Annotated in this window: 20 protein-coding genes; 12 read left to right on the top strand and 8 right to left on the bottom strand. The window is 59.8% G+C overall.

Annotated features, from left to right (window positions below):
• Window positions 1-49: 49 nt before the first annotated feature.
• Window positions 50-454, bottom strand: coding sequence for an acyl-CoA thioesterase (locus tag FIV38_RS05365; RefSeq protein ID WP_003176975.1), 405 nt, complete (start codon window positions 452-454; stop codon window positions 50-52).
• A gap of 562 nt (window positions 455-1016) precedes the next feature.
• Between FIV38_RS05365 and FIV38_RS05360 the strand changes: the two genes are divergently transcribed.
• The 8 genes from FIV38_RS05360 (at window position 1017) to FIV38_RS05320 (ending at window position 11490) form a co-directional block, all read left to right on the top strand.
• Window positions 1017-2297 (top strand): MFS transporter, encoded by a 1281-nt coding sequence (locus FIV38_RS05360; RefSeq protein WP_169851367.1) that lies wholly within the window; start codon window positions 1017-1019, stop codon window positions 2295-2297.
• Between the two features lie 283 nt (window positions 2298-2580).
• Complete coding sequence (locus FIV38_RS05355; RefSeq protein WP_092232194.1) at window positions 2581-3564, top strand: phosphate ABC transporter substrate-binding protein PstS; 984 nt, start codon at window positions 2581-2583, stop codon at window positions 3562-3564.
• A 485-nt stretch (window positions 3565-4049) separates the two neighbouring features.
• A complete protein-coding gene (locus FIV38_RS05345) occupies window positions 4050-6083 on the top strand; it encodes an ABC transporter permease subunit (RefSeq protein WP_208602585.1) in 2034 nt (677 codons plus the stop codon).
• Window positions 6084-6098: 15 nt separating this feature from the next.
• Window positions 6099-7769 (top strand): phosphate ABC transporter permease PstA, encoded by a 1671-nt coding sequence (gene pstA / locus FIV38_RS05340; RefSeq protein WP_029289935.1) that lies wholly within the window; start codon window positions 6099-6101, stop codon window positions 7767-7769.
• 186 nt (window positions 7770-7955) lie between these two features.
• Complete coding sequence (gene pstB / locus FIV38_RS05335) at window positions 7956-8789, top strand: phosphate ABC transporter ATP-binding protein PstB (protein WP_029289934.1); 834 nt, start codon at window positions 7956-7958, stop codon at window positions 8787-8789.
• A gap of 70 nt (window positions 8790-8859) precedes the next feature.
• Window positions 8860-9621 carry a phosphate signaling complex protein PhoU gene (gene phoU, locus FIV38_RS05330; protein ID WP_029289933.1) on the top strand — a complete coding sequence of 254 codons (762 nt, stop codon included), beginning with the start codon at window positions 8860-8862 and terminating at the stop codon, window positions 9619-9621.
• Between the two features lie 168 nt (window positions 9622-9789).
• On the top strand, window positions 9790-10689 hold the full coding sequence (locus FIV38_RS05325; RefSeq protein WP_070996696.1) for a response regulator: 900 nt from the start codon (window positions 9790-9792) through the stop codon (window positions 10687-10689).
• A gap of 120 nt (window positions 10690-10809) precedes the next feature.
• Window positions 10810-11490, top strand: coding sequence for a M23 family metallopeptidase (locus FIV38_RS05320; protein WP_070996697.1), 681 nt, complete (start codon window positions 10810-10812; stop codon window positions 11488-11490).
• A 117-nt stretch (window positions 11491-11607) separates the two neighbouring features.
• Here the strand turns inward: FIV38_RS05320 and FIV38_RS05310 are convergent, their stop codons facing one another.
• From FIV38_RS05310 to phoB, 3 genes are all read right to left on the bottom strand, one after another.
• Window positions 11608-12948, bottom strand: a complete 1341-nt coding sequence (locus FIV38_RS05310; protein WP_029289929.1) for a hemolysin family protein — start codon at window positions 12946-12948, stop codon at window positions 11608-11610.
• A 199-nt stretch (window positions 12949-13147) separates the two neighbouring features.
• Complete coding sequence (gene phoR, locus FIV38_RS05305; RefSeq protein WP_186351796.1) at window positions 13148-14434, bottom strand: phosphate regulon sensor histidine kinase PhoR; 1287 nt, start codon at window positions 14432-14434, stop codon at window positions 13148-13150.
• A gap of 81 nt (window positions 14435-14515) precedes the next feature.
• The gene (gene phoB, locus FIV38_RS05300; RefSeq protein WP_003176964.1) at window positions 14516-15205 is read right to left on the bottom strand and encodes a phosphate regulon transcriptional regulator PhoB; all 690 of its coding nucleotides are present in this window, start codon (window positions 15203-15205) and stop codon (window positions 14516-14518) included.
• A 152-nt stretch (window positions 15206-15357) separates the two neighbouring features.
• On the opposite strand from phoB, the gene FIV38_RS05295 reads away from it, so the two are divergent.
• On the top strand, window positions 15358-15738 hold the full coding sequence (locus FIV38_RS05295; protein WP_092232185.1) for a COG4315 family predicted lipoprotein: 381 nt from the start codon (window positions 15358-15360) through the stop codon (window positions 15736-15738).
• A 47-nt stretch (window positions 15739-15785) separates the two neighbouring features.
• Here FIV38_RS05295 and ubiA read toward each other — a convergent pair whose 3' ends face one another.
• Together ubiA and FIV38_RS05285 are read right to left on the bottom strand one after the other, a co-directional pair.
• Complete coding sequence (gene ubiA, locus FIV38_RS05290; RefSeq protein WP_029289922.1) at window positions 15786-16676, bottom strand: 4-hydroxybenzoate octaprenyltransferase; 891 nt, start codon at window positions 16674-16676, stop codon at window positions 15786-15788.
• Window positions 16676-17239 (bottom strand): chorismate--pyruvate lyase family protein, encoded by a 564-nt coding sequence (locus tag FIV38_RS05285; RefSeq protein WP_092232182.1) that lies wholly within the window; start codon window positions 17237-17239, stop codon window positions 16676-16678. The genes ubiA and FIV38_RS05285 overlap by 1 nt, the downstream gene beginning before the upstream one ends.
• A gap of 196 nt (window positions 17240-17435) precedes the next feature.
• Here FIV38_RS05285 and FIV38_RS05280 point away from each other — a divergent pair, with 196 nt between their 5' ends.
• The 3 genes from FIV38_RS05280 to FIV38_RS05270 all read left to right on the top strand — a co-directional run bounded on the left by FIV38_RS05280 (window position 17436) and on the right by FIV38_RS05270 (window position 19256).
• Window positions 17436-17603, top strand: coding sequence for a rubredoxin (locus tag FIV38_RS05280; RefSeq protein ID WP_092232179.1), 168 nt, complete (start codon window positions 17436-17438; stop codon window positions 17601-17603).
• Window positions 17604-17641: 38 nt separating this feature from the next.
• Entirely contained in the window at window positions 17642-18790 is a 1149-nt protein-coding gene (locus FIV38_RS05275) for an NAD(P)/FAD-dependent oxidoreductase (protein WP_092232176.1), read from the top strand.
• A gap of 190 nt (window positions 18791-18980) precedes the next feature.
• The gene (locus FIV38_RS05270) at window positions 18981-19256 is read left to right on the top strand and encodes an HU family DNA-binding protein (protein ID WP_003213368.1); all 276 of its coding nucleotides are present in this window, start codon (window positions 18981-18983) and stop codon (window positions 19254-19256) included.
• 115 nt (window positions 19257-19371) lie between these two features.
• On the opposite strand, the gene FIV38_RS05265 is transcribed toward FIV38_RS05270, so the two are convergent.
• Together FIV38_RS05265 and FIV38_RS05260 are read right to left on the bottom strand one after the other, a co-directional pair.
• Window positions 19372-20226 carry a hypothetical protein gene (locus FIV38_RS05265; protein WP_092232173.1) on the bottom strand — a complete coding sequence of 285 codons (855 nt, stop codon included), beginning with the start codon at window positions 20224-20226 and terminating at the stop codon, window positions 19372-19374.
• A gap of 303 nt (window positions 20227-20529) precedes the next feature.
• Window positions 20530-20817, bottom strand: a complete 288-nt coding sequence (locus FIV38_RS05260) for a hypothetical protein (protein WP_092232171.1) — start codon at window positions 20815-20817, stop codon at window positions 20530-20532.
• Between the last annotated feature and the right edge of the window lies 1 nt (window position 20818).

Raw genomic sequence — 20818 nt, 5'->3', positions numbered from 1 at the left:
CTCTTAATGACAGGCAATGGGGCAATGGACCGTCAAACCGCCGTGAGGTTTAACGCGCCCGTGACGGAACCGAGCGGGTGCGACCGCTGCCATCAATGGCGACGAACACAAACACCGCCTCGGTGACTTTGCGCCATTCGCTGGACAGCGGGTCATCGCTCCACACTTCGACCATCATCTGGATCGAGCTGCGGCCGATTTCCAGGGCCTGGGTGTAGAAGGACAACTGCGCGCCCACCGCCACCGGAACCAGGAACGCCATGCGATCGATCGCCACGGTAGCCACGCGGCCGCCGGCGACCTTGCTGGCCATTGCCGTGCCGGCCAGGTCCATCTGCGCGACCAGCCAGCCGCCGAAAATATCGCCGAAACCGTTGGTTTCACGGGGAAGTGCGGTGATTTGCAGGGCGAGATCGCCTTGCGGGATAGGATCTTCTTGTTCGAGTTCGATCATGCCGGGGGTGCCTCTGACCCGTGACTCTTGGAATATGTAATCGGTGAATAGCCGTCTTGGAAAAACGATTCAGCCCCGAACATACTACGTTCGTCACGTTTTTCGAAAGGCGCCTGAAGGGAAACTCTGCGAAATCGGCTGGCCGGTGCCAACGACGTTTTCGCGCAACTTCCACTGATAGGCCGGTGCAAGGTGGGGAGTATATCGGTCGATAGCCTGCACGACGACCACCGGGTCCTGATTTTGTACATCTATCTACAAGGTTTGGCAGGCGTCAATAAAATGGCCAAAACAGTCATGCAACTTGAGGGGTTTGACCATTGTTTATTTTGAACCCGGCGCCCCAGTATTTGTTGGCGTTTTCGGTCCCCGACAATAATTCGAAGAGGGAACGGGCGGGCCTCGCAAGGGGGTGACTTTGCGAGTTGGCGCCAACCGCCGTGCAGGCGTTTAGACTGTGCTTTTCCGGGCAATTTGCTATCTTGCCGGACCTGCCGGGCCAAACCCAAGCCGTTGCGGATTCCTGATCTGACCTAATAAGAGAAGCCTTGCCATGACCACAGTGCCTTCAAGCATTGCGCCGCCCGCCCGCCCGCTGAACCGCAACGATTACAAGACCCTGTCGCTGTCCGCCCTGGGCGGTGCGCTGGAGTTCTACGACTTCATCATCTTCGTGTTCTTCGCCACGGTGGTCGGGAAGCTGTTCTTCCCCGCCGACATGCCTGAATGGCTGCGCATGATGCAGACCTTCGGCATCTTCGCCGCCGGCTACCTGGCGCGGCCGCTGGGCGGGATCATCATGGCGCACTTCGGCGACCTGCTGGGGCGCAAGAAGATGTTCACCCTGAGCATCTTCATGATGGCCGTACCGACCCTGATCATGGGCCTGCTGCCAACCTATGCGCAGATTGGCCTGTGGGCACCGATCCTGTTGCTGCTGATGCGCGTGATCCAGGGCGCGGCGATTGGTGGCGAAGTGCCGGGGGCGTGGGTGTTTGTGTCCGAGCACGTACCGCCACGGCATATCGGCTACGCCTGCGGCACCCTGACCAGCGGCCTGACCGGCGGAATTTTGCTGGGCTCGCTGGTCGCCACCGCGATCAACACGGCCTACACCCCGGAGCAGGTCTCCGATTACGCCTGGCGGATTCCGTTCCTGTTGGGCGGTGTATTCGGCCTGTTTTCGGTGTACCTGCGCCGTTGGTTGCACGAAACGCCGATCTTCGCCGAGATGCAGCAGCGCAAGACCCTGGCGGCCGAGTTGCCGTTGCGTGCGGTATTGCGCGACCACCGTGGCGCCATCGTGCTGTCGATGTTGCTGACGTGGCTGCTGTCGGCCGGCATTGTCGTTGTCATCCTGATGACTCCGACGGTGCTGCAGACCATCTACCACTTCAGCCCGACGGTGTCGTTGCAGGCCAACAGCCTGGCGATCGTCACCTTGAGCTTTGGCTGTATCGCGTCCGGCGCGCTGGCTGACCGTTTTGGTGCGGGCCGTGTGCTGGTCGCCGGTTGCGCGTTGCTGCTCGCGACCTCGTGGACGCTGTATCACAGCCTGCTGGATCACCCGGACTGGCTGTTCCCGCTGTATGCCTTGACTGGTTTGTTTGTCGGCACCATTGGCGTGGTGCCCTACGTGATGGTCAAGGCTTTCCCGCCGGTAGTGCGTTTCAGCGGCCTGTCGTTCTCCTACAACGTTGCCTACGCCGTGTTCGGTGGTCTGACGCCGCTGGTGGTATCGCTGCTGATGAAAGAAAGCCCGATGGGCCCGGCTTACTACGTTGCCATCCTCTGTGTGATGGGGATGGTCGTGGGCGGGTACCTGTGGAAGCGCGGGCGCTGAACCTGTAGGCGCCGGCTTGCCGGCGATGGCGTCCCTTGGTCAGCGTAAGACTCAAGGGCTCCATCGCCGGCAAGGTGTTGTAGGCAGTCAACGTTTACAGAGTGTTTCTGAATTACCGCAATTCCTCGCCTCGCCCCCGCATTTACTCAGCTCCTCTCCCGTATCCGCTTGCGCTGCCAATACTGGCCTTTCATCTAATTGTCATATTCCAGACATAGAGTGTTCACACGGCCTACCGATACTTGGCCCCGATCCAACTATCCCTATCTGCTAGGAGTAAGGCATGAAACTGAAGCGTTTGATGGCGGCAATGACTTTTGTCGCTGCTGGCGTAGCCACTGCCAACGCGGTCGCCGCTGTTGACCCTGCGATCAAGCCCTACACCAAGACCTCTGGTGTATCGGGCAACCTGTCCAGTGTCGGCTCCGATACTCTGGCCAACCTCATGACTCTGTGGGCCGAGAACTACAAAAAAGAATACCCGAACGTCAACATCCAGATTCAAGCCGCCGGTTCTTCCACCGCGCCGCCTGCACTCACCGAAGGCACCGCTAACCTGGGCCCGATGAGCCGCAAGATGAAGGACAACGAACTGCAGGCTTTCGAGCAGAAGTACGGCTACAAGCCGACTGCTATCCCGGTGGCCGTGGACGCCCTGGCTGTATTCGTACACAAAGACAACCCGATCAAGCACCTGACCATGGCTCAAGTCGATGCCGTGTTCTCGTCGACTCGCCTGTGCGGCGCCAAGGCTGACGTCAAGACCTGGGGCGACCTGGGTGTGACCGGTGACCTGGCCAACAAGCCAGTGCAGCTGTTCGGTCGTAACTCGGTATCCGGCACCTACGGCTACTTCAAGGAAGAAGCCCTGTGCAAAGGTGACTACAAGCCTAACGTCAACGAACAGCCAGGCTCGGCTTCGGTCGTGCAGTCCATCAGCTCTTCGCTCAACGGTATCGGTTACTCGGGCATCGGCTACAAGACTGCCAGCGTGAAAACCGTGGCCCTGGCCAAGAAAGAAGGCGGCGAGTTCGTCGAAGACACCGAAGAGAACGCCCTGAACGGCAAGTACCCGCTGTCGCGCTTCCTCTACGTGTACATCAACAAAGCCCCGGGCAAGTCTCTGGCCCCGCTGGAAGCCGAGTTCGTGAAACTGGTTCTGTCCAAGCAGGGCCAGGAAGTTGTAGTCAAGGACGGCTACATCCCACTGCCAGCTAAAGTGGTTGAAAAGACACTGGCTGACCTGGGCTTGAAAGAAGGCAAATAAGCTACGGGGCCGGGTAAAGCCGGCCTTTTCTGTAGGAGCGAGCTTGCTCGCGAAAAGCGTTAACGATCACGCGCCGTCTCTGAGTCAACGCGGTGCCTTGACGTTTTTCGCGAGCAAGCTCGCTCCTACAGAACTCCTAATTTTTCGGTCCGCTGCCAGCCCTGCTATGCGGCGGATTTCTTGCGTCACTGCATTGTCATCTTTCTGTCATACAGGATCGCTAGGGTGTGCGCATGAATGATCTGGCCAATTCCACCATGACGACGACTTCTCCTCCCAAGCGCATTGACTTCAATACGCCTGAGCTGCAACGCAAGCGCCGCATCCGCGCGCTCAAGGATCGCCTGACCCGTTGGTACGTGCTGGTCGGCGGTCTCGCCGTCCTCGGCGCTATCACCCTGATTTTCTTCTTCCTGGCCTACGTGGTCGCGCCGCTGTTCCAGGGTGCCAGCCTGACCAAGGGCGAGGCCCTGACTCCGGCCTGGATGCAGGATGCCGGCAAGCCGTTGCTGATCTCGCTGGAAGAACAGAACCAGGTGGCCATGCGGGTTTCCGACAAGGGCCAGGCATTGTTCTTCAGTGTCGAGACCGGTGCTGAACTCAAGCGTGTCGACCTGGCCCTGCCAGCCGGCGCCAGTGTGGTGTCCATCGGTGAAGACCAGCCAGGCAGCCCGCTGGTGATCCTCGGTCTGTCCAACGGCCAGTCCCTGGTGTTCCGCCACTCTTATAAAGTGACCTACCCGGACGGCAAGAAGACCATTTCTCCCGAGATCGAATACCCCTACGGTGAAACGCCGATGGTGCTCGACGAGGCCGGTCGTCCGCTGGAGCATGTGGCCCTGAATGCTACCGACAGCTCGCTGGTTGTTGCCGGTTCTGCCGGTTCGCACCTGAACGTGCTGTCGGTGAGCCGCGAAGAAAACATGATGACCGGCGAAGTCGTCAGCGAGCAGAAGCGTATCGAGCTGCCGCAGATGACTGAGCCGGTGAAAGCGATCTTCGTCGATCCGCGCCAGCAATGGCTGTATGTGATCAACGGTCGCGCCCTGGCCGATGTGTTCAGCCTGCGGGACAACAGCCTCAACGGTCGCTACAAACTGTTGGACGATGGCAACGCCGAAATCACCGCCAGCACCCAGTTGGTGGGCGGCATCTCGTTGATCGTCGGTAACTCCAAGGGCGGCCTGGCCCAGTGGTTCATGGCCCGCGACCCGGATGGCGAGCAACGTTTCAAGCAGATCCGTACCTTCCAGATGGGCACCACGCCTATCGTTGAAATCACTGCCGAAGAGCGTCGCAAAGGCTTCGTCGCCCTTGATGCCTCCGGTAAGTTCGGGGTGTTCCACAGCACCGCGCACCGTACCTTGCTGGTCGACCCGGTGGTCGAAGGCCAGGGCATCTTCGGCATGTCGCCACGGGCCAACCGTGTGATCGTCGAAGCCGGCGGCAAGCTGCAGCCGCTGGCGCTCGACAACCCGCACCCGGAAGTGTCTTGGAGCGCTTTGTGGAGCAAGGTCTGGTACGAAAACTACGACGAGCCTAAATACGTCTGGCAATCGACCGCCGCCAACAGCGACTTCGAACCCAAGATGAGCCTGGCGCCACTGACCTTCGGTACGCTCAAGGCCGCGTTCTACGCCATGCTGCTGGCTGCACCACTGGCCATTGCCGCGGCAATCTATACCGCTTACTTCATGGCCCCGAGCCTGCGCCGCAAGGTCAAACCGGTGATCGAGCTGATGGAAGCGATGCCCACGGTGATCCTCGGCTTCTTCGCCGGCCTGTTCCTGGCGCCGTATGTCGAAGGGCACCTGCCGGGGATTTTCAGTCTGCTGATGTTGCTGCCGATTGGCATCCTGCTGGCCGGCTTCATCTTCAGCCGGTTGCCTGAGTCGATCCGCCTGCGGGTACCGGATGGCTGGGAAAGCGCAATCCTGATCCCGGTGATCCTGTTTGTGGGCTGGCTCTCGCTGTACATGAGCCCGTACCTGGAAACCTGGTTCTTCGGTGGCGACATGCGCATGTGGATCTCCCACGACCTGGGCATCACCTACGACCAGCGCAACGCCCTGGTTGTCGGCCTGGCCATGGGTTTTGCAGTGATCCCGAACATCTACTCCATCGCCGAAGACGCCGTATTCAGTGTGCCGCGGGGCCTGACCCTGGGTTCCCTGGCCCTGGGCGCTACGCCATGGCAGACCATGACCCGCGTCGTGTTGCTGACCGCCAGCCCAGGGATCTTCTCGGCGCTGATGATCGGCATGGGCCGTGCGGTGGGTGAAACCATGATCGTGCTGATGGCCACTGGTAACACCCCGGTCATGGAAATGAACCTGTTCGAAGGCCTGCGAACGCTCGCAGCCAACGTCGCAGTGGAAATGCCCGAGTCGGAAGTGGGCGGCAGTCATTACCGCGTGCTGTTCCTCTCGGCGCTGGTGCTGCTGCTGTTCACTTTCATCATGAACACCCTCGCCGAGCTGATCCGTCAGCGTCTGCGCAAGAAATACTCGTCGCTTTAAGAAAGGTAGAAGTCTGTGAAACAGAACTCCCTGAATGGATGGTTCAAGAGCGGCGCCCCAGGCGTCTGGATCAGCGGTGGTGCGGTGGCCATCGCGGTCATCATGACCATTGGTTTGCTGGCTGTGATTGCCGTGCGCGGCTTGGGTCACTTCTGGCCAGCCGACCTGATCCAGGCCAACTACAACGTGCCGGGCCAGGCCAACCACATCGTCATTGGCGAAGTGGTACAGAAAGAACAAGTGCCGCGCGAGCGCCTGAAAAGCGCCGGCCTGCCGGTGCCGGACGAAGGTCCGGAGTTCATGACCCGCGAGCTGATCAAGGTCGGCAACCGTGACTTGAACGGCAACGACTTCACGTGGATCGTCGGCGAGTGGCTGACCAACCAGACCACGCCTGTCGAGTTGATGGCCATCGAGCGTCGTGAGTGGGGCAACTTCTACGGCACCCTGGTCAACGTCAAGCAGGATGGCAAAGTCGTCGCCGAAGGCGAGGCTGCGTGGCCAGAGCTGCAGGCGCGGGTTGAGCGGGTGAACAAGCTGGCCGCCGATCTCAAGACCCTTGAGAAGAGCGATATTGGCGCGATCAACGCAGGTCTTGAGCGTATCCGCCTGCACGGTCGCAAACTGGAGCTCAGCGGCAAGCTCGACGCCGCCGCCCAGGCCGACATGGATGCTGACCGCGCCGAGCTGAATGCGCGTTACCAGGCCATCGAGGCACGCCTGACCGACCTGCACGCCCAGTTCAACCGCGACAGCCTCACGGCCCGCGATGCCAACGGCAAAGAGCTTGAAATCAATATCGGCCACGTGGTGCACGCCTACCAGCCGAACGCCATGGGCACCCTGACCAAGATGGGCTTCTATGTCAGCAAGGTCTGGGAATTCCTCAGCGATGACCCGCGTGAAGCCAACACCGAAGGCGGGATTTTCCCGGCGATCTTCGGCACCGTGATGATGACCCTGATCATGGCGATGATCGTGACCCCGTTCGGCGTACTGGCGGCGGTCTACCTGCGTGAATACGCCAAGCAGAACACCTTGACCCGCATCATCCGCATCGCGGTGAACAACCTGGCGGGTGTCCCGGCGATTGTCTACGGTGTGTTCGGCCTGGGCTTCTTCGTCTACGTGCTGGGTGGTTCGGTGGACCGGTTGTTCTTCCCCGAAGCCCTGCCGGCGCCGACCTTCGGTACGCCGGGCCTGTTGTGGGCCTCGCTGACCCTGGCGCTGCTGGCGGTGCCGGTGGTGATCGTGGCCACCGAAGAAGGCCTGGCTCGTATCCCGCGTACCGTACGTGAAGGCTCCCTGGCACTGGGCGCGACCAAGGCGGAAACGCTGTGGAAAATCGTCCTGCCCATGGCCAGCCCGGCGATGATGACCGGCATGATCCTCGCCGTGGCCCGCGCCGCCGGTGAAGTGGCACCGCTGATGCTGGTGGGTGTGGTGAAGCTGGCACCGTCGCTGCCGCTGGACGGCAACTACCCGTACCTGCACCTGGACCAGAAGATCATGCACCTGGGCTTCCATATCTACGACGTCGGCTTCCAGAGCCCCAACGTCGAGGCGGCACGTCCGCTGGTGTACGCCACCGCGTTCCTGCTGGTGCTGGTGATCGCCACGCTGAACCTGTCGGCGGTATGGATTCGTAACCACCTGCGCGAAAAATACAAGGCGCTGGATAGCTGATTGAATTGAACGCGGACCCAAGGTGGGAGCGGGCTTGCTCGCGAATGCGGTGTCTCTGACCTGACGCTTTCGCGAGCAAGCCCGCTCCCACAGGGCACCGAGTTGGAAACAGATTTGAGGTAAACCGCAAGGCCCACTATGAAGCCGCGGTTCAACGAAACGAATTGGTAGCACAGGGAGCATCCCATGCAACATGAAACCCATTCCCACGGCATCAACATGTCAGCCCTGGGTCGCGACAAGCAAAGCCTGAGCCTGGCCGAAGAAACCGTAGCCATCGAAGTCCCGGGCCTGAGCCTGTACTACGGTGAGAAGCAGGCGTTGTTCGACGTCAGCATGAACATCCCCAAGCAGCGCGTGACCGCCTTTATCGGCCCCTCGGGCTGCGGCAAGTCCACGCTGCTGCGCACCTTCAACCGCATGAACGACCTGGTGGACGGTTGCCGTGTGGAAGGCGCGATCAACCTCTACGGCAGCAACATCTACCGCAAGGGCGAAGACGTGGCCGAGCTGCGTCGTCGGGTGGGCATGGTGTTCCAGAAGCCCAACCCGTTCCCCAAGACCATCTACGAAAACGTGGTCTACGGCCTGCGCATCCAGGGCATCAACAAAAAGCGCATCCTCGACGAAGCAGTCGAGTGGGCCCTTAAAGGCGCGGCGCTGTGGGACGAGGTCAAGGACCGCCTGCACGAATCGGCCCTCGGCCTGTCCGGCGGCCAGCAGCAGCGCCTGGTGATTGCCCGTACCATCGCCGTGGAGCCTGAAGTGCTGCTGCTCGACGAACCGTGCTCGGCACTCGACCCGATCTCGACGCTGAAAGTCGAAGAGCTGATCTACGAGCTCAAGTCCAAGTTCACCATCGTCATCGTGACCCACAACATGCAACAGGCGGCGCGGGTTTCCGACTACACCGCGTTCATGTACATGGGCAAACTGGTGGAGTTCGGTGACACCGACACCCTGTTCACTAATCCGGCGAAGAAGCAGACCGAAGACTACATCACCGGTCGCTACGGCTAGGAAGCTGTGGTTCTGATTGCACTGACGCTGCGGTTCTCCGCACCTTACCGGACGCTCCAAGGACGCCAACATGATTAGCAAAGAAGGCCTTACCCACCACATCTCCGCGCAGTTCAACGCCGAGCTTGAGGAAGTGCGCAGCCACCTCCTGGCCATGGGCGGGCTGGTGGAGAAGCAAGTCAATGATGCGGTGACCGCGCTGATCGAGGCCGACTCGGGCCTTGCCCAGCAAGTGCGCGAGATCGACGACCAGATCAACCAGATGGAGCGCAACATCGACGAGGAATGCCTGCGCATCCTCGCCCGTCGCCAGCCGGCGGCGTCCGACCTGCGTTTGATCATCAGCATTTCCAAGTCGGTGATCGATCTGGAGCGTATCGGTGACGAAGCCACCAAGATCGCCCGTCGCGCCATCCAGTTGTGCGAAGAAGGCGAAGCGCCGCGCGGTTATGTCGAAGTGCGTCATATCGGCGACCAGGTGCGCAACATGGTCCGCGATGCGCTGGATGCCTTTGCCCGTTTCGACGCCGACCTGGCGTTGTCGGTGGCCCAGTACGACAAGATCATCGACCGCGAATACAAGACAGCTCTGCGTGAGCTGGCGACCTACATGATGGAAGACCCGCGCTCCATCTCGCGGGTGTTGAGCATCATCTGGGTGTTGCGCTCCCTGGAACGGATCGGCGACCACGCGCGCAATATCTCGGAATTGGTCATCTACCTGGTACGCGGCACCGACGTGCGGCACATGGGCCTCAAGCGCATGAAAGCCGAAGTTGAAGGCACGGCCGATCAAATCCCTAATGTTCCGGACGAATCTGACGATAAGTAAGATTGCCCGAGAAATAAACGCCCGGCCTCAGGTCGGGCGTTTGCGTTTGTGGCGTATGAGTTTTGCGCTGCGGGCAGCCATAAAGTCCCGGCGTGACTGACGAGTTTTTGGCAAAATGCCATCAGTTAAGCGTTTTGCTTGCCGGGGTTTTGAGAGGATGAAGGGTCGATGAGTAAAGTCAGTGTATTGGTGGTGGATGACGCCTCGTTTATTCGCGACCTGGTGAAGAAGTGCCTGCGTAACTACTTCCCCGGTATCAAGATTGAAGATGCGGTAAACGGCAAAAAGGCCCAGGCCATCCTGATGCGCGAAACCTTCGACATGGTGCTGTGCGACTGGGAAATGCCGGAAATGTCGGGCCTGGAATTGTTGACCTGGTGCCGTGAGCAGCCGCAGCTCAAGTCCATGCCGTTTGTCATGGTCACCAGCCGCGGCGACAAGGAAAACGTGGTCCAGGCCATCCAGGCCGGCGTCTCCGGCTACGTCAGCAAGCCGTTCACCAACGAGCAGTTGCTGAACAAGGTCAAGCAGGCCCTGAACAAGATCGGGCGCCTCGACGCCTTGCTGGCCAGCGCACCGACCAAGATGAACTCGGCTTTTGGCAACGACTCCCTCAGCGCCCTGACCGGCGGCAAGCCCGAAGCGGTCAAGCCAGCCCCGGTGGCCGCGCCGAGCAAAGGCCTGCTCAACAGCCCGCCCGTGCAGGCCGCCGCCGCACCCTCGGCCGCCAGCGGTCGTGGCCAGGGCCAGTTGCGCCTGTCCAGTGGCACCCAGCAATGCGTGATCAAGGGCCTGAGCATCAAGGAGGCGTTGTTGGTGGTGCGTCGTGGCGACGTGCTGCCCCAGGTGCTGGAAAGCGCAGTGCTCGACCTGGAGCAAGGCGAGAACGCTGAAACCGCACGCCTCAACGGCTACCTGCACGCGATCGTCGCCTACGAACCGCGACCCGACAGCGACTGGCTGCAACTGACCTTCCGCTTTATCGACCAGGACGCGCAGAAGCTCGACTACATCTCCCGCCTGATCGCCCGAGGCACAGCGCAGAAGCATTTTGTGCCGGGTGCCTGACCCAACCCCCTGATCCCTGTAGATGCCGGCAAGCCGGCTTATACAGGGGCGTCGGTCCACACAACAGTGTCATGAACCCTTGCTAGCCTGCCGGTCAGTCATACTTGGCAGGTTTATCCGATGCTTGTGCGTTTTCTGTTGTTTTGTGGCCTGTGCGCAGTCGCTTCATCGACCCTGGCCATGACCCTCTATCGTTCCACCGATGCCCGTGGCGTGGTGTTTTTCAGCGACCAGAAGACCCCTGGCGCCCAAGCGTTTGTGTTCCAGGAGCGCCGTGCGGTGCCGGTGAAGCGCCAGGTGCTTGATCCCCAGCCGCTGCGTAACCTGCGGCCAGCGCAGTCGCAGCGTTACCCGTTGCCCTGGCGCGGCGGGCCGTTTCGCCTGACCCAGGGCCCTGGCGGCACGTTCAGCCACTCTGACGTCAAGAGCCGCTACGCCATGGACATCGCCATGCCCGAAGGCACGCCGATCATCGCTGCGCGGGGCGGGGTCGTGGTGAAAACGGAGAACAGCCAATCGGGGCGGGGCAGTGACCCGTCGGGCAACTTCGTGCGGGTGTTGCACGATGACGGTACCCAGAGTGTGTATCTGCACCTCAAGCTGGGGTCGGTCAGTGTCAGGGAAGGCCAGCGGGTGGCGGTGGGCAGCCCGTTGGCGCTGTCGGGCAATACCGGCAACAGCAGTGGGCCACACCTGCATTTTGTGGTGCAGCGCGATACGGGGGCGGGATGGGTGTCGATTCCGTATGAGTTCACGCAACCGGTACAGGCGTTGCCCAACTTTGCGTCGGGCACGCGGTAAGGCTTTTGTAGGAGCGAGCTTGCTCGCGAAAAACCTGAGGGCGCTGCCGGGTGTCAGGATCCCAGCGTTATCGTTAACGTCCTTCGCGAGCAAGCTCGCTCCTACAGGGGGTGTGCCCTAGTCGAGCATCAGTACTTTGGCCAGGACGATTTTCGGGCCTTTCATCTTCTTGATGATGATCCGCAGGCCTTCCACTTCCAGCACTTCTTCCTCTTCCGGCACCCGGTTCAGGGTGTCGTAGATCAAGCCGGCGAGGGTTTCGGCCTCGATGTGGTCCAGGTCAATGCCCAGCAGGCGCTCGATCTTGAACAGTGGTGTGTCACCACGTACCAGCAGCTTGCCCGGCTGGTAGGCGAGGATGCCGCGCTCGGCCTTGCGGTGTTCGTCCTGGATATCGCCCACCAGCACTTCCAGCACGTCTTCCATGGTCAGGTAGCCGATGATATTGCCGTCGGCTTCTTCAACCAGGGCAAAGTGCGCGCCGCCTTTGCGAAACTGCTCCAGCAACTGCGACAGCGGCATGTGCCGCGACACGCGCTCCAATGGGCGGGTCAGCTCGGCCAGGTTGAACGACTCGGGAATATGATCCAGGGCCGCCAGTTCCAGCAGTAGGTCCTTGATGTGCAGCAGGCCGACAAACTCACCGCGCACGGGGTCGTACACCGGGTAGCGGCTGAATTTGTGGCGGCGGAACAGCGCGAGGATTTCCTTGAGCGGCGCGTTGAAGTCCAGGGTCACCAGGTCTTCCCGGGAGTTGGCCCAGTCCACCACTTCCAGCTCACCCATTTCCACGGCCGAGGCCAACACGCGCATGCCTTGGTCGCTCGGGTCCTGGCCACGGCTGGAGTGCAGGATCAGCTTGAGCTCTTCGCGGCTGTAATGGTGCTCGTGATGGGGGCCGGGCTCGCCCTGGCCGGCGATGCGCAGGATCGCGTTGGCGCTGGCGTTGAGCAGGTAGATGGCCGGGTACATTGCCCAGTAGAACAGGTACAGCGGCACCGCGGTCCACAGCGACAGCAGCTCGGGCTTGCGAATGGCCCAGGACTTGGGCGCCAGCTCACCGACCACGATGTGCAGGTACGAAATCACGAAGAAGGCGGCGAAGAACGACACGCCCTTGATGACTTCAGGCGACTCGACGCCCATGGCCCCCAGCAACGGCTCCAGGATGTGCGCAAAAGCCGGCTCACCGACCCAGCCCAAGCCCAGGGAGGCGAGGGTAATACCCAACTGACAGGCCGACAGATAGGCGTCGAGCTGGCTGTGTACGGTGCGCAGGATCTGCCCGCGCCAGCCGTTGGTGTGGGCGATGGCCTCGACCCGGGTGGAGCGCAGTTTGACCATGGCAAATTCCGCCGCAACGAAGAAACCGTTGAGCAGTACCAGGATCAGTGCAAAAAGAATCATGCCGAAATCGGCGAAGAGTGTCGCGAGGGTGATACCAGGGGAAGGGTCCATGATGGGGTTTTGCGGGTTCCGTGTATTCAAAAAGGGGTGATGGCTGTGCCTCAAGGGCGGGCACAAGTCAGGCAATGTAGCGGCTGAAGGGGCGCTTGCCTAGTGGCGGCTGCCGGGTGGGGGCGCGAATGCATGCTGCATAGGGCTTATGTGGGAGCTGGCTTGCCTGCTCCCACACGGGAATGGGGATAACCTCAGATTATTCCTTCGTCGCGATTTCCAGCGAGCGGGTGACCTGGGTCGGCGCAAAGTGGCAGGTAAAAGTGCTGCCATGTCCCAGTACGCTGCTGATTTCCAGGCGGGCCCGATGGCGCAACAGCACGTGCTTGACGATCGCCAGCCCCAGCCCGGTGCCACCGGTGTTGGAGTTGCGGCTGGAGTCGACGCGGTAGAAACGCTCGGTCAGGCGTGGCAAATGCTTGCTGTCGATCCCAATCCCCGAATCCTGCACGCTCAGGTGTGCACCCTGCTGGTCGGCCCACCAGCGGATGCGGATGGTGCCTTTGTCCTGGGTGTACTTCACGGCGTTGAACACCAGGTTGGAGAAAGCGCTGCGCAACTCGCCCTCGCTGCCCTTGAGCAGCACCGACGGGTCAGCTTCCAGGGTGATGTGCTGGCCGCGTTCGCCGGACAGGGCCTGGGCATCGTTCTTGATGGTCTGCAGCAGGCTCTGTACGGCCACGGGATGGTTGTCCGAGGGGTAGTCGGTGGCTTCAAGCTTAGCCAGCAGCAACAGGTCGTTGAGCAGCGTCTGCATGCGTGAGCCTTGTTGCTGCATTTGCTGCAGGGCACGGCTCCAGCGCGGGTTGACCTCTTCGACGTTGTCCAGCAGCGTCTCCAGGTAGCCGCAGATCACTGTCAGGGGCGTGCGCAATTCATGGGAGACGTTGGCGACGAAATCCTTGCGCATCTGTTCTAGCTGATGGATGCGGGTCACGTCGCGCACCAGCATCAAGTGTTCGTTGTTGCCGTAGCGCGTGAGGTACAGCTGGATGCGCACCCGGTCGTTGGTGGGCGACGGAATTTCCAGGGCTTCTTCGTAGTTGTCCTGCTCGAAGTACTCCTTGAACCGCGGATGACGCACCAGGTTGGTCACTGGCTGGCCGCTGTCCTGGGGTGTCTTGAGGCCCAGCAGGGTCTCGGCGGCGCGGTTCCACCATTCCAGGTTGCCGTCGCTGTCGAGCATGATCACCGCGTCCTTGAGCGCGGCGGTCGACTCCTGGACCCGGTCGATCACCGCTTGCAGGCGGCCGCGTACCCGTTGGTCGCGGCGTTGCAGGTGGTAGATGCTGTCGAACACCTCGCCCCACAAGCCATAGCCGTCGGGTGGCGCCTCATCGGGTTTGTGCTGGCGCAGCCACTCGTGCAGGCGCAGCAATTGCTTGAGGGTCCAGCCCAGGTAGAGGCCCAGGCCGATGGCCAGGCTCCAGCCGTAGTAGCCGCTGATCAGGCCGACCAACAGGCAGCCGGTGACCAGTAGGAGCATGTGGCGGATCAGGGTGCCATGCCAGTTTTGATTCACTTGAACATGCGTCCTTGTCGGCTGTTAAGTCTGGATAGGGCTGGCTCAGCCTTTGGTGGAAAACCGATAACCGGTACCGCGCACGGTTTGTACCAGATTCTCATAGGCATCGCCCAAGGCTTTGCGCAGGCGGCGGATATGCACGTCCACGGTGCGCTCCTCGACATACACGTTGCCGCCCCACACCTGGTCCAGCAGTTGGCCGCGGGTGTAGGCGCGTTCCTGGTGGGTCATGAAGAACTGCAACAGGCGGTATTCGGTAGGGCCCATCTCGGCCGGCTTGCCGTCGATGGTCACGCGGTGGCTGATCGGGTCCAGCAGCAGGCCGCCGACTTCAATCGGTGCCTCGCCATCGGTCGGGCCAGCGCGGCGCAGCACGGCCTTCAGACGTGCGACCAGTTCCCTTGGGGAAAATGGCTTGGTGATGTAGTCATCGGCACCCACTTCCAGGCCCTGGATCTTGTTGTCCTCTTCGCCCTTGGCGGTGAGCATGATGATCGGGATATCCCCGGTCAGCTCATCGCGCTTGAGACGCCGGGCCAATTCGATGCCGGAGGTGCCGGGCAGCATCCAGTCCAGCAGGATCAGGTCCGGCTTGCGGTCGACGATAATGGCGTGGGCCTGCTGGGAGTTCTCTGCCTCCAGGCAGTCATAGCCGGCCATTTCCAACGCAACGGCGATCATTTCGCGAATGGGCGCTTCGTCGTCAACGATCAGAATGCTCCTGCCAACCATGCTAAGTCCTCTTGTCATTTAACTGTCTTGCGCCGCATTAGATAACGGAATTATTGCAGTCGTGTGACAGTATTTTACTGGCCTGCGCAATCGGCCTAGTCCTGAACTACGCTTTGAGTCCGAATCCTGACAACCGCAAAAGGAAGGTTCTGATGACTCAGCGTATTTTTTCGTGGAAAGCCCTGCTGGTCACGGCGGCGTTGACGCTGCCGACACTGGCTGTCGCGGCAGACCCCGCCATGACTAAAGACGGGATGTTGGTGGATCACAAGGGGATGGCGCTCTATACCTTCGCCAAGGATGCTGATGGCAAGTCTGCCTGCAATGACAAGTGCGCCACCAACTGGCCGCCGTTGAAGGCCGAGTCCACCGATAAGCCAATGGGCAAGTGGACCGTCATCACCCGTGACGACAACACCAGCCAGTGGGCCTATGAAGGCAAGCCGCTGTACACCTTCATTGCCGACAAGAACGCTGGCGATGCGACCGGTGACGGCAAAATGGATGGCGCCTGGAAGATCGCCAAACCCTGAGCTCCCCTGTAGGAGCCGGCAAGCCGGCTCCTACAAGGTACAGGGCATTACCTGAAGGCGTAGTCGGCCACAATCCCGACAAAAATCGCCAATCCCGCCCAATGGTTGTGCAAAAACGCCTTGAAGCATTTCATCCGGTCGCGATCCCGGGTGTACCAGAACTCCCAGGCAAAACACCCTGCCGCCGCCACTAGCCCCAGATGGAACCAGCCACCCAGTTCGAAGCGCGAGCCCGCCAGCAGCAGGCAGAGCAGCGCCAGCCCCTGCAGGGTGAGGATGATGATGCGGTCGGCATCGCCAAACAGGATCGCGGTGGATTTGACGCCGATTTTCAGATCGTCATCGCGGTCGGTCATCGCGTAATAGGTGTCGTACGCCACCGTCCACAGCAAGTTGGCGATATACAGCAGCCAGGCAATGGCCGGCAGGCTGCCTGTCTCGGCGGTAAACGCCATGGGCATGCCCCAGGAAAACGCCGCGCCCAGCACCACCTGCGGGTAATAGGTGTAGCGCTTCATGAACGGATAACTGACAGCCAGCGCCAGGCCGCCCAGGGACAGCCAGATGGTGGCGGTGTTGGTCAGCAGCACCAGCAAGAAACTGATGGCCATCAGCACCGCAAAGAACACCAGGGCTTCTTTGGAACTGATCTTGCCGCTCGCCAGCGGGCGTTGCGCGGTGCGCTTCACATGGCCGTCGACCTTGCGGTCAGCCCAGTCATTGATCACACAACCTGCCGCCCGGGTCAGTGTCACGCCCAAGACAAAAATCACGATATTGCTCAACGACGGCGAGCCCTTGCCGGCGATCCACAGCGCCCACAAGGTGGGCCACAGCAGCAGATAGATGCCGATGGGCTTGTCCATCCGGGTCAATTGAACGAAGTCCCAGGCCCGTGGGTTCAGGCGGTTCAGGGATTGGAGCAGGCGCTGGTACATCAGCAATTCTCCGCAGATTGGTGCACCGCCTGCCACAGGCTTGGCAGGAACACTTCCGCCACCAGAACACTCAACGCGCCGCGATCAAAGCGCGAGCGTCGCGCCCATAAGCCATTGGCCTGATCCGCCTTCGGCAGCCAGGCGCGTGGGTAGTGGCAGACCTCGATGGCCTGGCGGGTGAACGCCTGGTCACAAAACAGCAACTCACCCAGGGAGCGACTGCCCAACTCATCCATATGCAGGCCGTCGCCCTGCAGGGCACTACGGGCCGCCACGCTGCGGGCGAACACCCAGGCCTGGCCGTGACCGCGCAAATACACCTCGCGTACCCAGCCAATACTGGCCGCTGGCAGGTCGAGGGCGGCGCATTCGTCGTCTCGCAGGGGCTGCCAGCCTTCGAACAGTGGCGTGACACTGAAACCATCGTTGGACAGGTGCGTCAGGCGGCGGGTCAGTGAGCCCTCATCGAACAGCCAGTCGAGGGCAGGAGGCGCGGGCAGAGGGTGCAGAAGGCTCTGGTTCAGCCATTGGCAAGCATCGGGAACGGCAATCGAATGCGGCACGGGGAGTCATTATTGGCAGTTAATGAGGCGCCGAGCTTACCATGGTCACCCGAATTTTTGCCGGGCTGCGCCGGGACATTGGGTCGAACGTGCTTGCATCTGGGCGCCCCGATCAGTACAAAACGCCCTGAGCCGGACGGCAATGCTGGATCTATCGACTGTCGGCCAGTAAGCCTGGACCCTGAGGAAACAAGTAATGAAGAAGTGGCAATGTGTAGTCTGCGGCCTGATCTACAACGAAGCAGACGGTTGGCCGGATGATGGGATCGACCCAGGCACCCCGTGGCAGGACGTCCCGGAAGACTGGCTGTGCCCGGACTGCGGCGTCGGCAAAATGGATTTCGAAATGATCGAAATCGGTTGATTCGCTGAATTTTACAAACGTACTACAAGGAGAATGGAATGAGCGCACCTGTCGTGATCATCGGTACGGGCTTGGCTGGTTACAACCTGGCTCGGGAGTTTCGCAAGCTCGACAGCGAAACCCCGCTGTTGCTGATCACAGCAGATGACGGGCGTTCCTACTCCAAGCCCATGCTCTCCACCGGCTTCGGCAAAAACAAGGATGCCGATGGCTTGAGCATGGCAACCCCTGGCGCGATGGCCGAGCAACTGAAGGCCGAAGTGCGCACCCATACCCGAATCAGCGGGATCGACCCCGGTCACAAGCGCCTGTGGATCGGCGAGGAGGCGGTGGCCTATCGCGACCTGATCCTGGCCTGGGGTGCCCAGACGGTACAGGTACCGGTGGAGGGCGATGCTGCTGAACTGATTTTCCCGATCAACGACCTGGAAGACTATGCACGCTTCCGCCACGCCGCCGCCGGCAAGCGCCGTGTGCTGCTATTGGGTGCGGGGCTGATCGGCTGTGAATTTGCCAACGACCTGATCCTGGGCGGTTACACCATCGACCTGGTGGCGCCCTGCGAGCAAGTCATGCCGACCCTGCTGCACCCGGCGGCAGCTGCAGCGGTACAGGCCGGGCTCGAAGGCCTCGGTGCGCGCTTCCACCTGGGGCCGGTGCTCAACCGCCTGCAGCGCACGGCTGACGGGCTGGAAGCCCACCTGTCCGATGGCACTGTGATTGAGTGCGACTTGGTGGTGTCGGCTATTGGCTTGCGCCCACGGGTGGACCTGGCGGCTGCGGCCGGCCTGCAAATCAACCGCGGGATCATGGTCGACCGCCACCTCAAGACCTCCCACGCCAATATCTACGCCCTGGGCGACTGCGCCGAGGTCGATGGCCTGAACCTGCTGTACGTCATGCCCCTGATGAGCTGCGCCCGCGCCCTGGCCCAGACCCTGGCGGGCAATGCCACGGCGGTCAACTACGGGCCGATGCCGGTCACGGTAAAAACCCCGGCGTGCCCGCTGGTGGTCTCGCCACCGCCACGGGGCACCGAAGGCGTGTGGAGCGTCGAAGGGCAGGGCGGGGACATCAAGGCCTTGTGCCGCGACGCCAGCGGCCGCCTGCTGGGCTACGCGCTTACCGGCACGGCAGTCATGGAAAAACTGGCCCTGAATAAGGAACTTCCGCCACTGCTGGCGTAAATGCTGGTCGTTCTGTCGGAATAACCACCTTTTTCCCCCTAGAAAGGTCGCCGTGAGACTGGCGCAGGCACCAATGGCATGCCATCCTCACTCCCGTCTGCCGCAGAGTAGAGCCTGCGGCGCCTTGGCGCTGCTCCAGCAGAGAGCAGCACGGACATAACAACAAAAAACCGTCAAAGAGGCTTCACCTATGCGTAAACCAGAACTCGCAGCCGCCATTGCAGAAAAAGCAGACCTGACCAAAGAACAGGCCAACCGCGTCCTCAACGCCGTACTTGAAGAAATCACCGGCGCCTTGCATCGCAAAGACAGCGTCACCCTGGTTGGTTTCGGCACCTTCCTGCAACGCCACCGTGGCGCCCGTACCGGCAAGAACCCGCAAACCGGCGAGCCAGTGAAAATCAAGGCGAGCAACACCGTAGCGTTCAAACCGGGCAAGTCGCTCAAAGACAGCGTCAACCCGTAAGCGCGGCACCGTCTCGAAGGGAGGCGGGGTGGTATGAAAAATGGGCACGCCGACTGGGTCGGGTGCCCATTTTTGTTGGGGTGACGCTAGAACACAAACTGCACTGGCAACCGGTTCACTTAGTACTCAATCCGGTTACCTGAACGTGCCCTTGTTTAAACTGGTTTCCATATTCATCGGCGTACGAAAAGTCGGCAATCAATGTTTGGCTGCTGTGATTAAAGTCGATATTGATCGAACCTGTTGTACCTCTTTCAAAGTAGGGGCCCTTGCGAAAATGGACTATTGCATTCGCACCGTCCTCTTCTGCGCCGATATCAAGGCGTTTTTCATCCAGTTTTCCTTTTGGAATATTGAGGTAAACATACGCGCTATTGTTTTTGTCGAAAGCAACGACTTCGAGAAACCTATCCGGTGTATTGCGCATATCAATCGACGTTGACTTAAAAGAGACCTGCTGTTTTGCCTCGACAGTTGGAGGAACCGTGTCGATAAAAGCGTCGACGCTTAATGAGCCTGAGCTACTATTCGTTACGCCATCATGTAAGGAAAAAAAGCCGTGTTTGAGCGTCGCCGTTTCTGGTCTCTGTGGCGCTTCGCTTTTCGCTTCGAATTCAAATGTGCCTACCAGGTCTGTCAATGTCGGGGCGTTTTCAAATTTGACGTTACCGCGCCATGCCAGATAAGTAGTACTGGGGTACTCACTGGAAGAAAAAGAAGCGGTCACCCTCTCATTAGACTCCCCAAGTTCATACGTTCCCTTTTCAAGTCCTTTGAGAACACTGAAATTGATGGAGTACACACGAAATGGAGAAAACCTATTCATTGTGGCTCTGAAGTTGATTCGTTGTTTAGATGCGCTCTCTTCGACTTCGATGGACGGAGAGGAGAAACTCTCCGACCCTCTTGTAAAAGTCAGCGCTGCCGTGACTTCGTTTGGACCGTCCTGTGATTCGGATTTTGTAGTCATGTCGAGATTCCATTTCAAGAAGGAGAATTGAATAGCTCGATACGAATGTAAAGAAGTGAGGCGCGTGCGGCTACTGTCAGAAATAACAGTTTTATAGTCTTATTTGATATGTGTAGTGGGTTCTATAGAATTCAAGTATATAAAGAGCGAGATGGGACAGATTTAAGCAAGTAAAGATGAATTAAAGGGGGGCGGATTTATTTTTATTAAAAACATCTATTAATTAAATCTGTCCCCTTTGTTAGTCCCCTTTGTTAATTTATCCACGGTTTTCCTTTTTTCCATCATCTGGCCAGCTTGCTCTTAAAAGGGCAAGGTGTTTTTGATGGCTGAAAACTTTTCCACTATGGCACCTCTGTTGATTAAGTAACTCAATGCTTCATCGAGACTCCGAAATGTCTGTATTTCTTCGTTTTCATCATCTTCGATGACGTCCATTTGGGACTCTTCTACTGAGAAAAAATAGGTGTAATACAGATTGTTCTGTTTTTTTATGGCGTATTGAAATAGAAATGAAGCTCCGTCTATTTCACACCTTTCCTCGTAGCCTCGGCGTTTTCCAGCGTTGAGTGCTTCTATGAGATTATTCATA

Origin of the sequence: Pseudomonas proteolytica (assembly GCF_007858275.1) — a bacterium.
Classification (GTDB): domain Bacteria; phylum Pseudomonadota; class Gammaproteobacteria; order Pseudomonadales; family Pseudomonadaceae; genus Aquipseudomonas; species Aquipseudomonas proteolytica.
This window is presented reverse-complemented; position numbering and strand designations above follow the sequence as displayed.

Bases quoted from the DNA above. Each gene is read 5' to 3' on its own strand.
- FIV38_RS05310 (WP_029289929.1), bottom strand. From the start codon at position 12,948: ATGGACCCTTCCCCTGGTATCACCCTCGCGACACTCTTCGCCGATTTC.
- phoR (WP_186351796.1), bottom strand. From the start codon at position 14,434: ATGCTCCTACTGGTCACCGGCTGCCTGTTGGTCGGCCTGATCAGCGGC.
- FIV38_RS05345 (WP_208602585.1), top strand. From the start codon at position 4,050: ATGCAGGATGCCGGCAAGCCGTTGCTGATCTCGCTGGAAGAACAGAAC.
- FIV38_RS05265 (WP_092232173.1), bottom strand. From the start codon at position 20,226: ATGACTACAAAATCCGAATCACAGGACGGTCCAAACGAAGTCACGGCA.
- FIV38_RS05295 (WP_092232185.1), top strand. From the start codon at position 15,358: ATGACTCAGCGTATTTTTTCGTGGAAAGCCCTGCTGGTCACGGCGGCG.
- FIV38_RS05260 (WP_092232171.1), bottom strand. From the start codon at position 20,817: ATGAATAATCTCATAGAAGCACTCAACGCTGGAAAACGCCGAGGCTAC.
- FIV38_RS05365 (WP_003176975.1), bottom strand. From the start codon at position 454: ATGATCGAACTCGAACAAGAAGATCCTATCCCGCAAGGCGATCTCGCC.
- FIV38_RS05320 (WP_070996697.1), top strand. From the start codon at position 10,810: ATGCTTGTGCGTTTTCTGTTGTTTTGTGGCCTGTGCGCAGTCGCTTCA.
- phoU (WP_029289933.1), top strand. From the start codon at position 8,860: ATGATTAGCAAAGAAGGCCTTACCCACCACATCTCCGCGCAGTTCAAC.
- pstB (WP_029289934.1), top strand. From the start codon at position 7,956: ATGCAACATGAAACCCATTCCCACGGCATCAACATGTCAGCCCTGGGT.
- FIV38_RS05275 (WP_092232176.1), top strand. From the start codon at position 17,642: ATGAGCGCACCTGTCGTGATCATCGGTACGGGCTTGGCTGGTTACAAC.
- FIV38_RS05355 (WP_092232194.1), top strand. From the start codon at position 2,581: ATGAAACTGAAGCGTTTGATGGCGGCAATGACTTTTGTCGCTGCTGGC.
- FIV38_RS05270 (WP_003213368.1), top strand. From the start codon at position 18,981: ATGCGTAAACCAGAACTCGCAGCCGCCATTGCAGAAAAAGCAGACCTG.
- FIV38_RS05280 (WP_092232179.1), top strand. From the start codon at position 17,436: ATGAAGAAGTGGCAATGTGTAGTCTGCGGCCTGATCTACAACGAAGCA.
- phoB (WP_003176964.1), bottom strand. From the start codon at position 15,205: ATGGTTGGCAGGAGCATTCTGATCGTTGACGACGAAGCGCCCATTCGC.
- FIV38_RS05325 (WP_070996696.1), top strand. From the start codon at position 9,790: ATGAGTAAAGTCAGTGTATTGGTGGTGGATGACGCCTCGTTTATTCGC.
- ubiA (WP_029289922.1), bottom strand. From the start codon at position 16,676: ATGTACCAGCGCCTGCTCCAATCCCTGAACCGCCTGAACCCACGGGCC.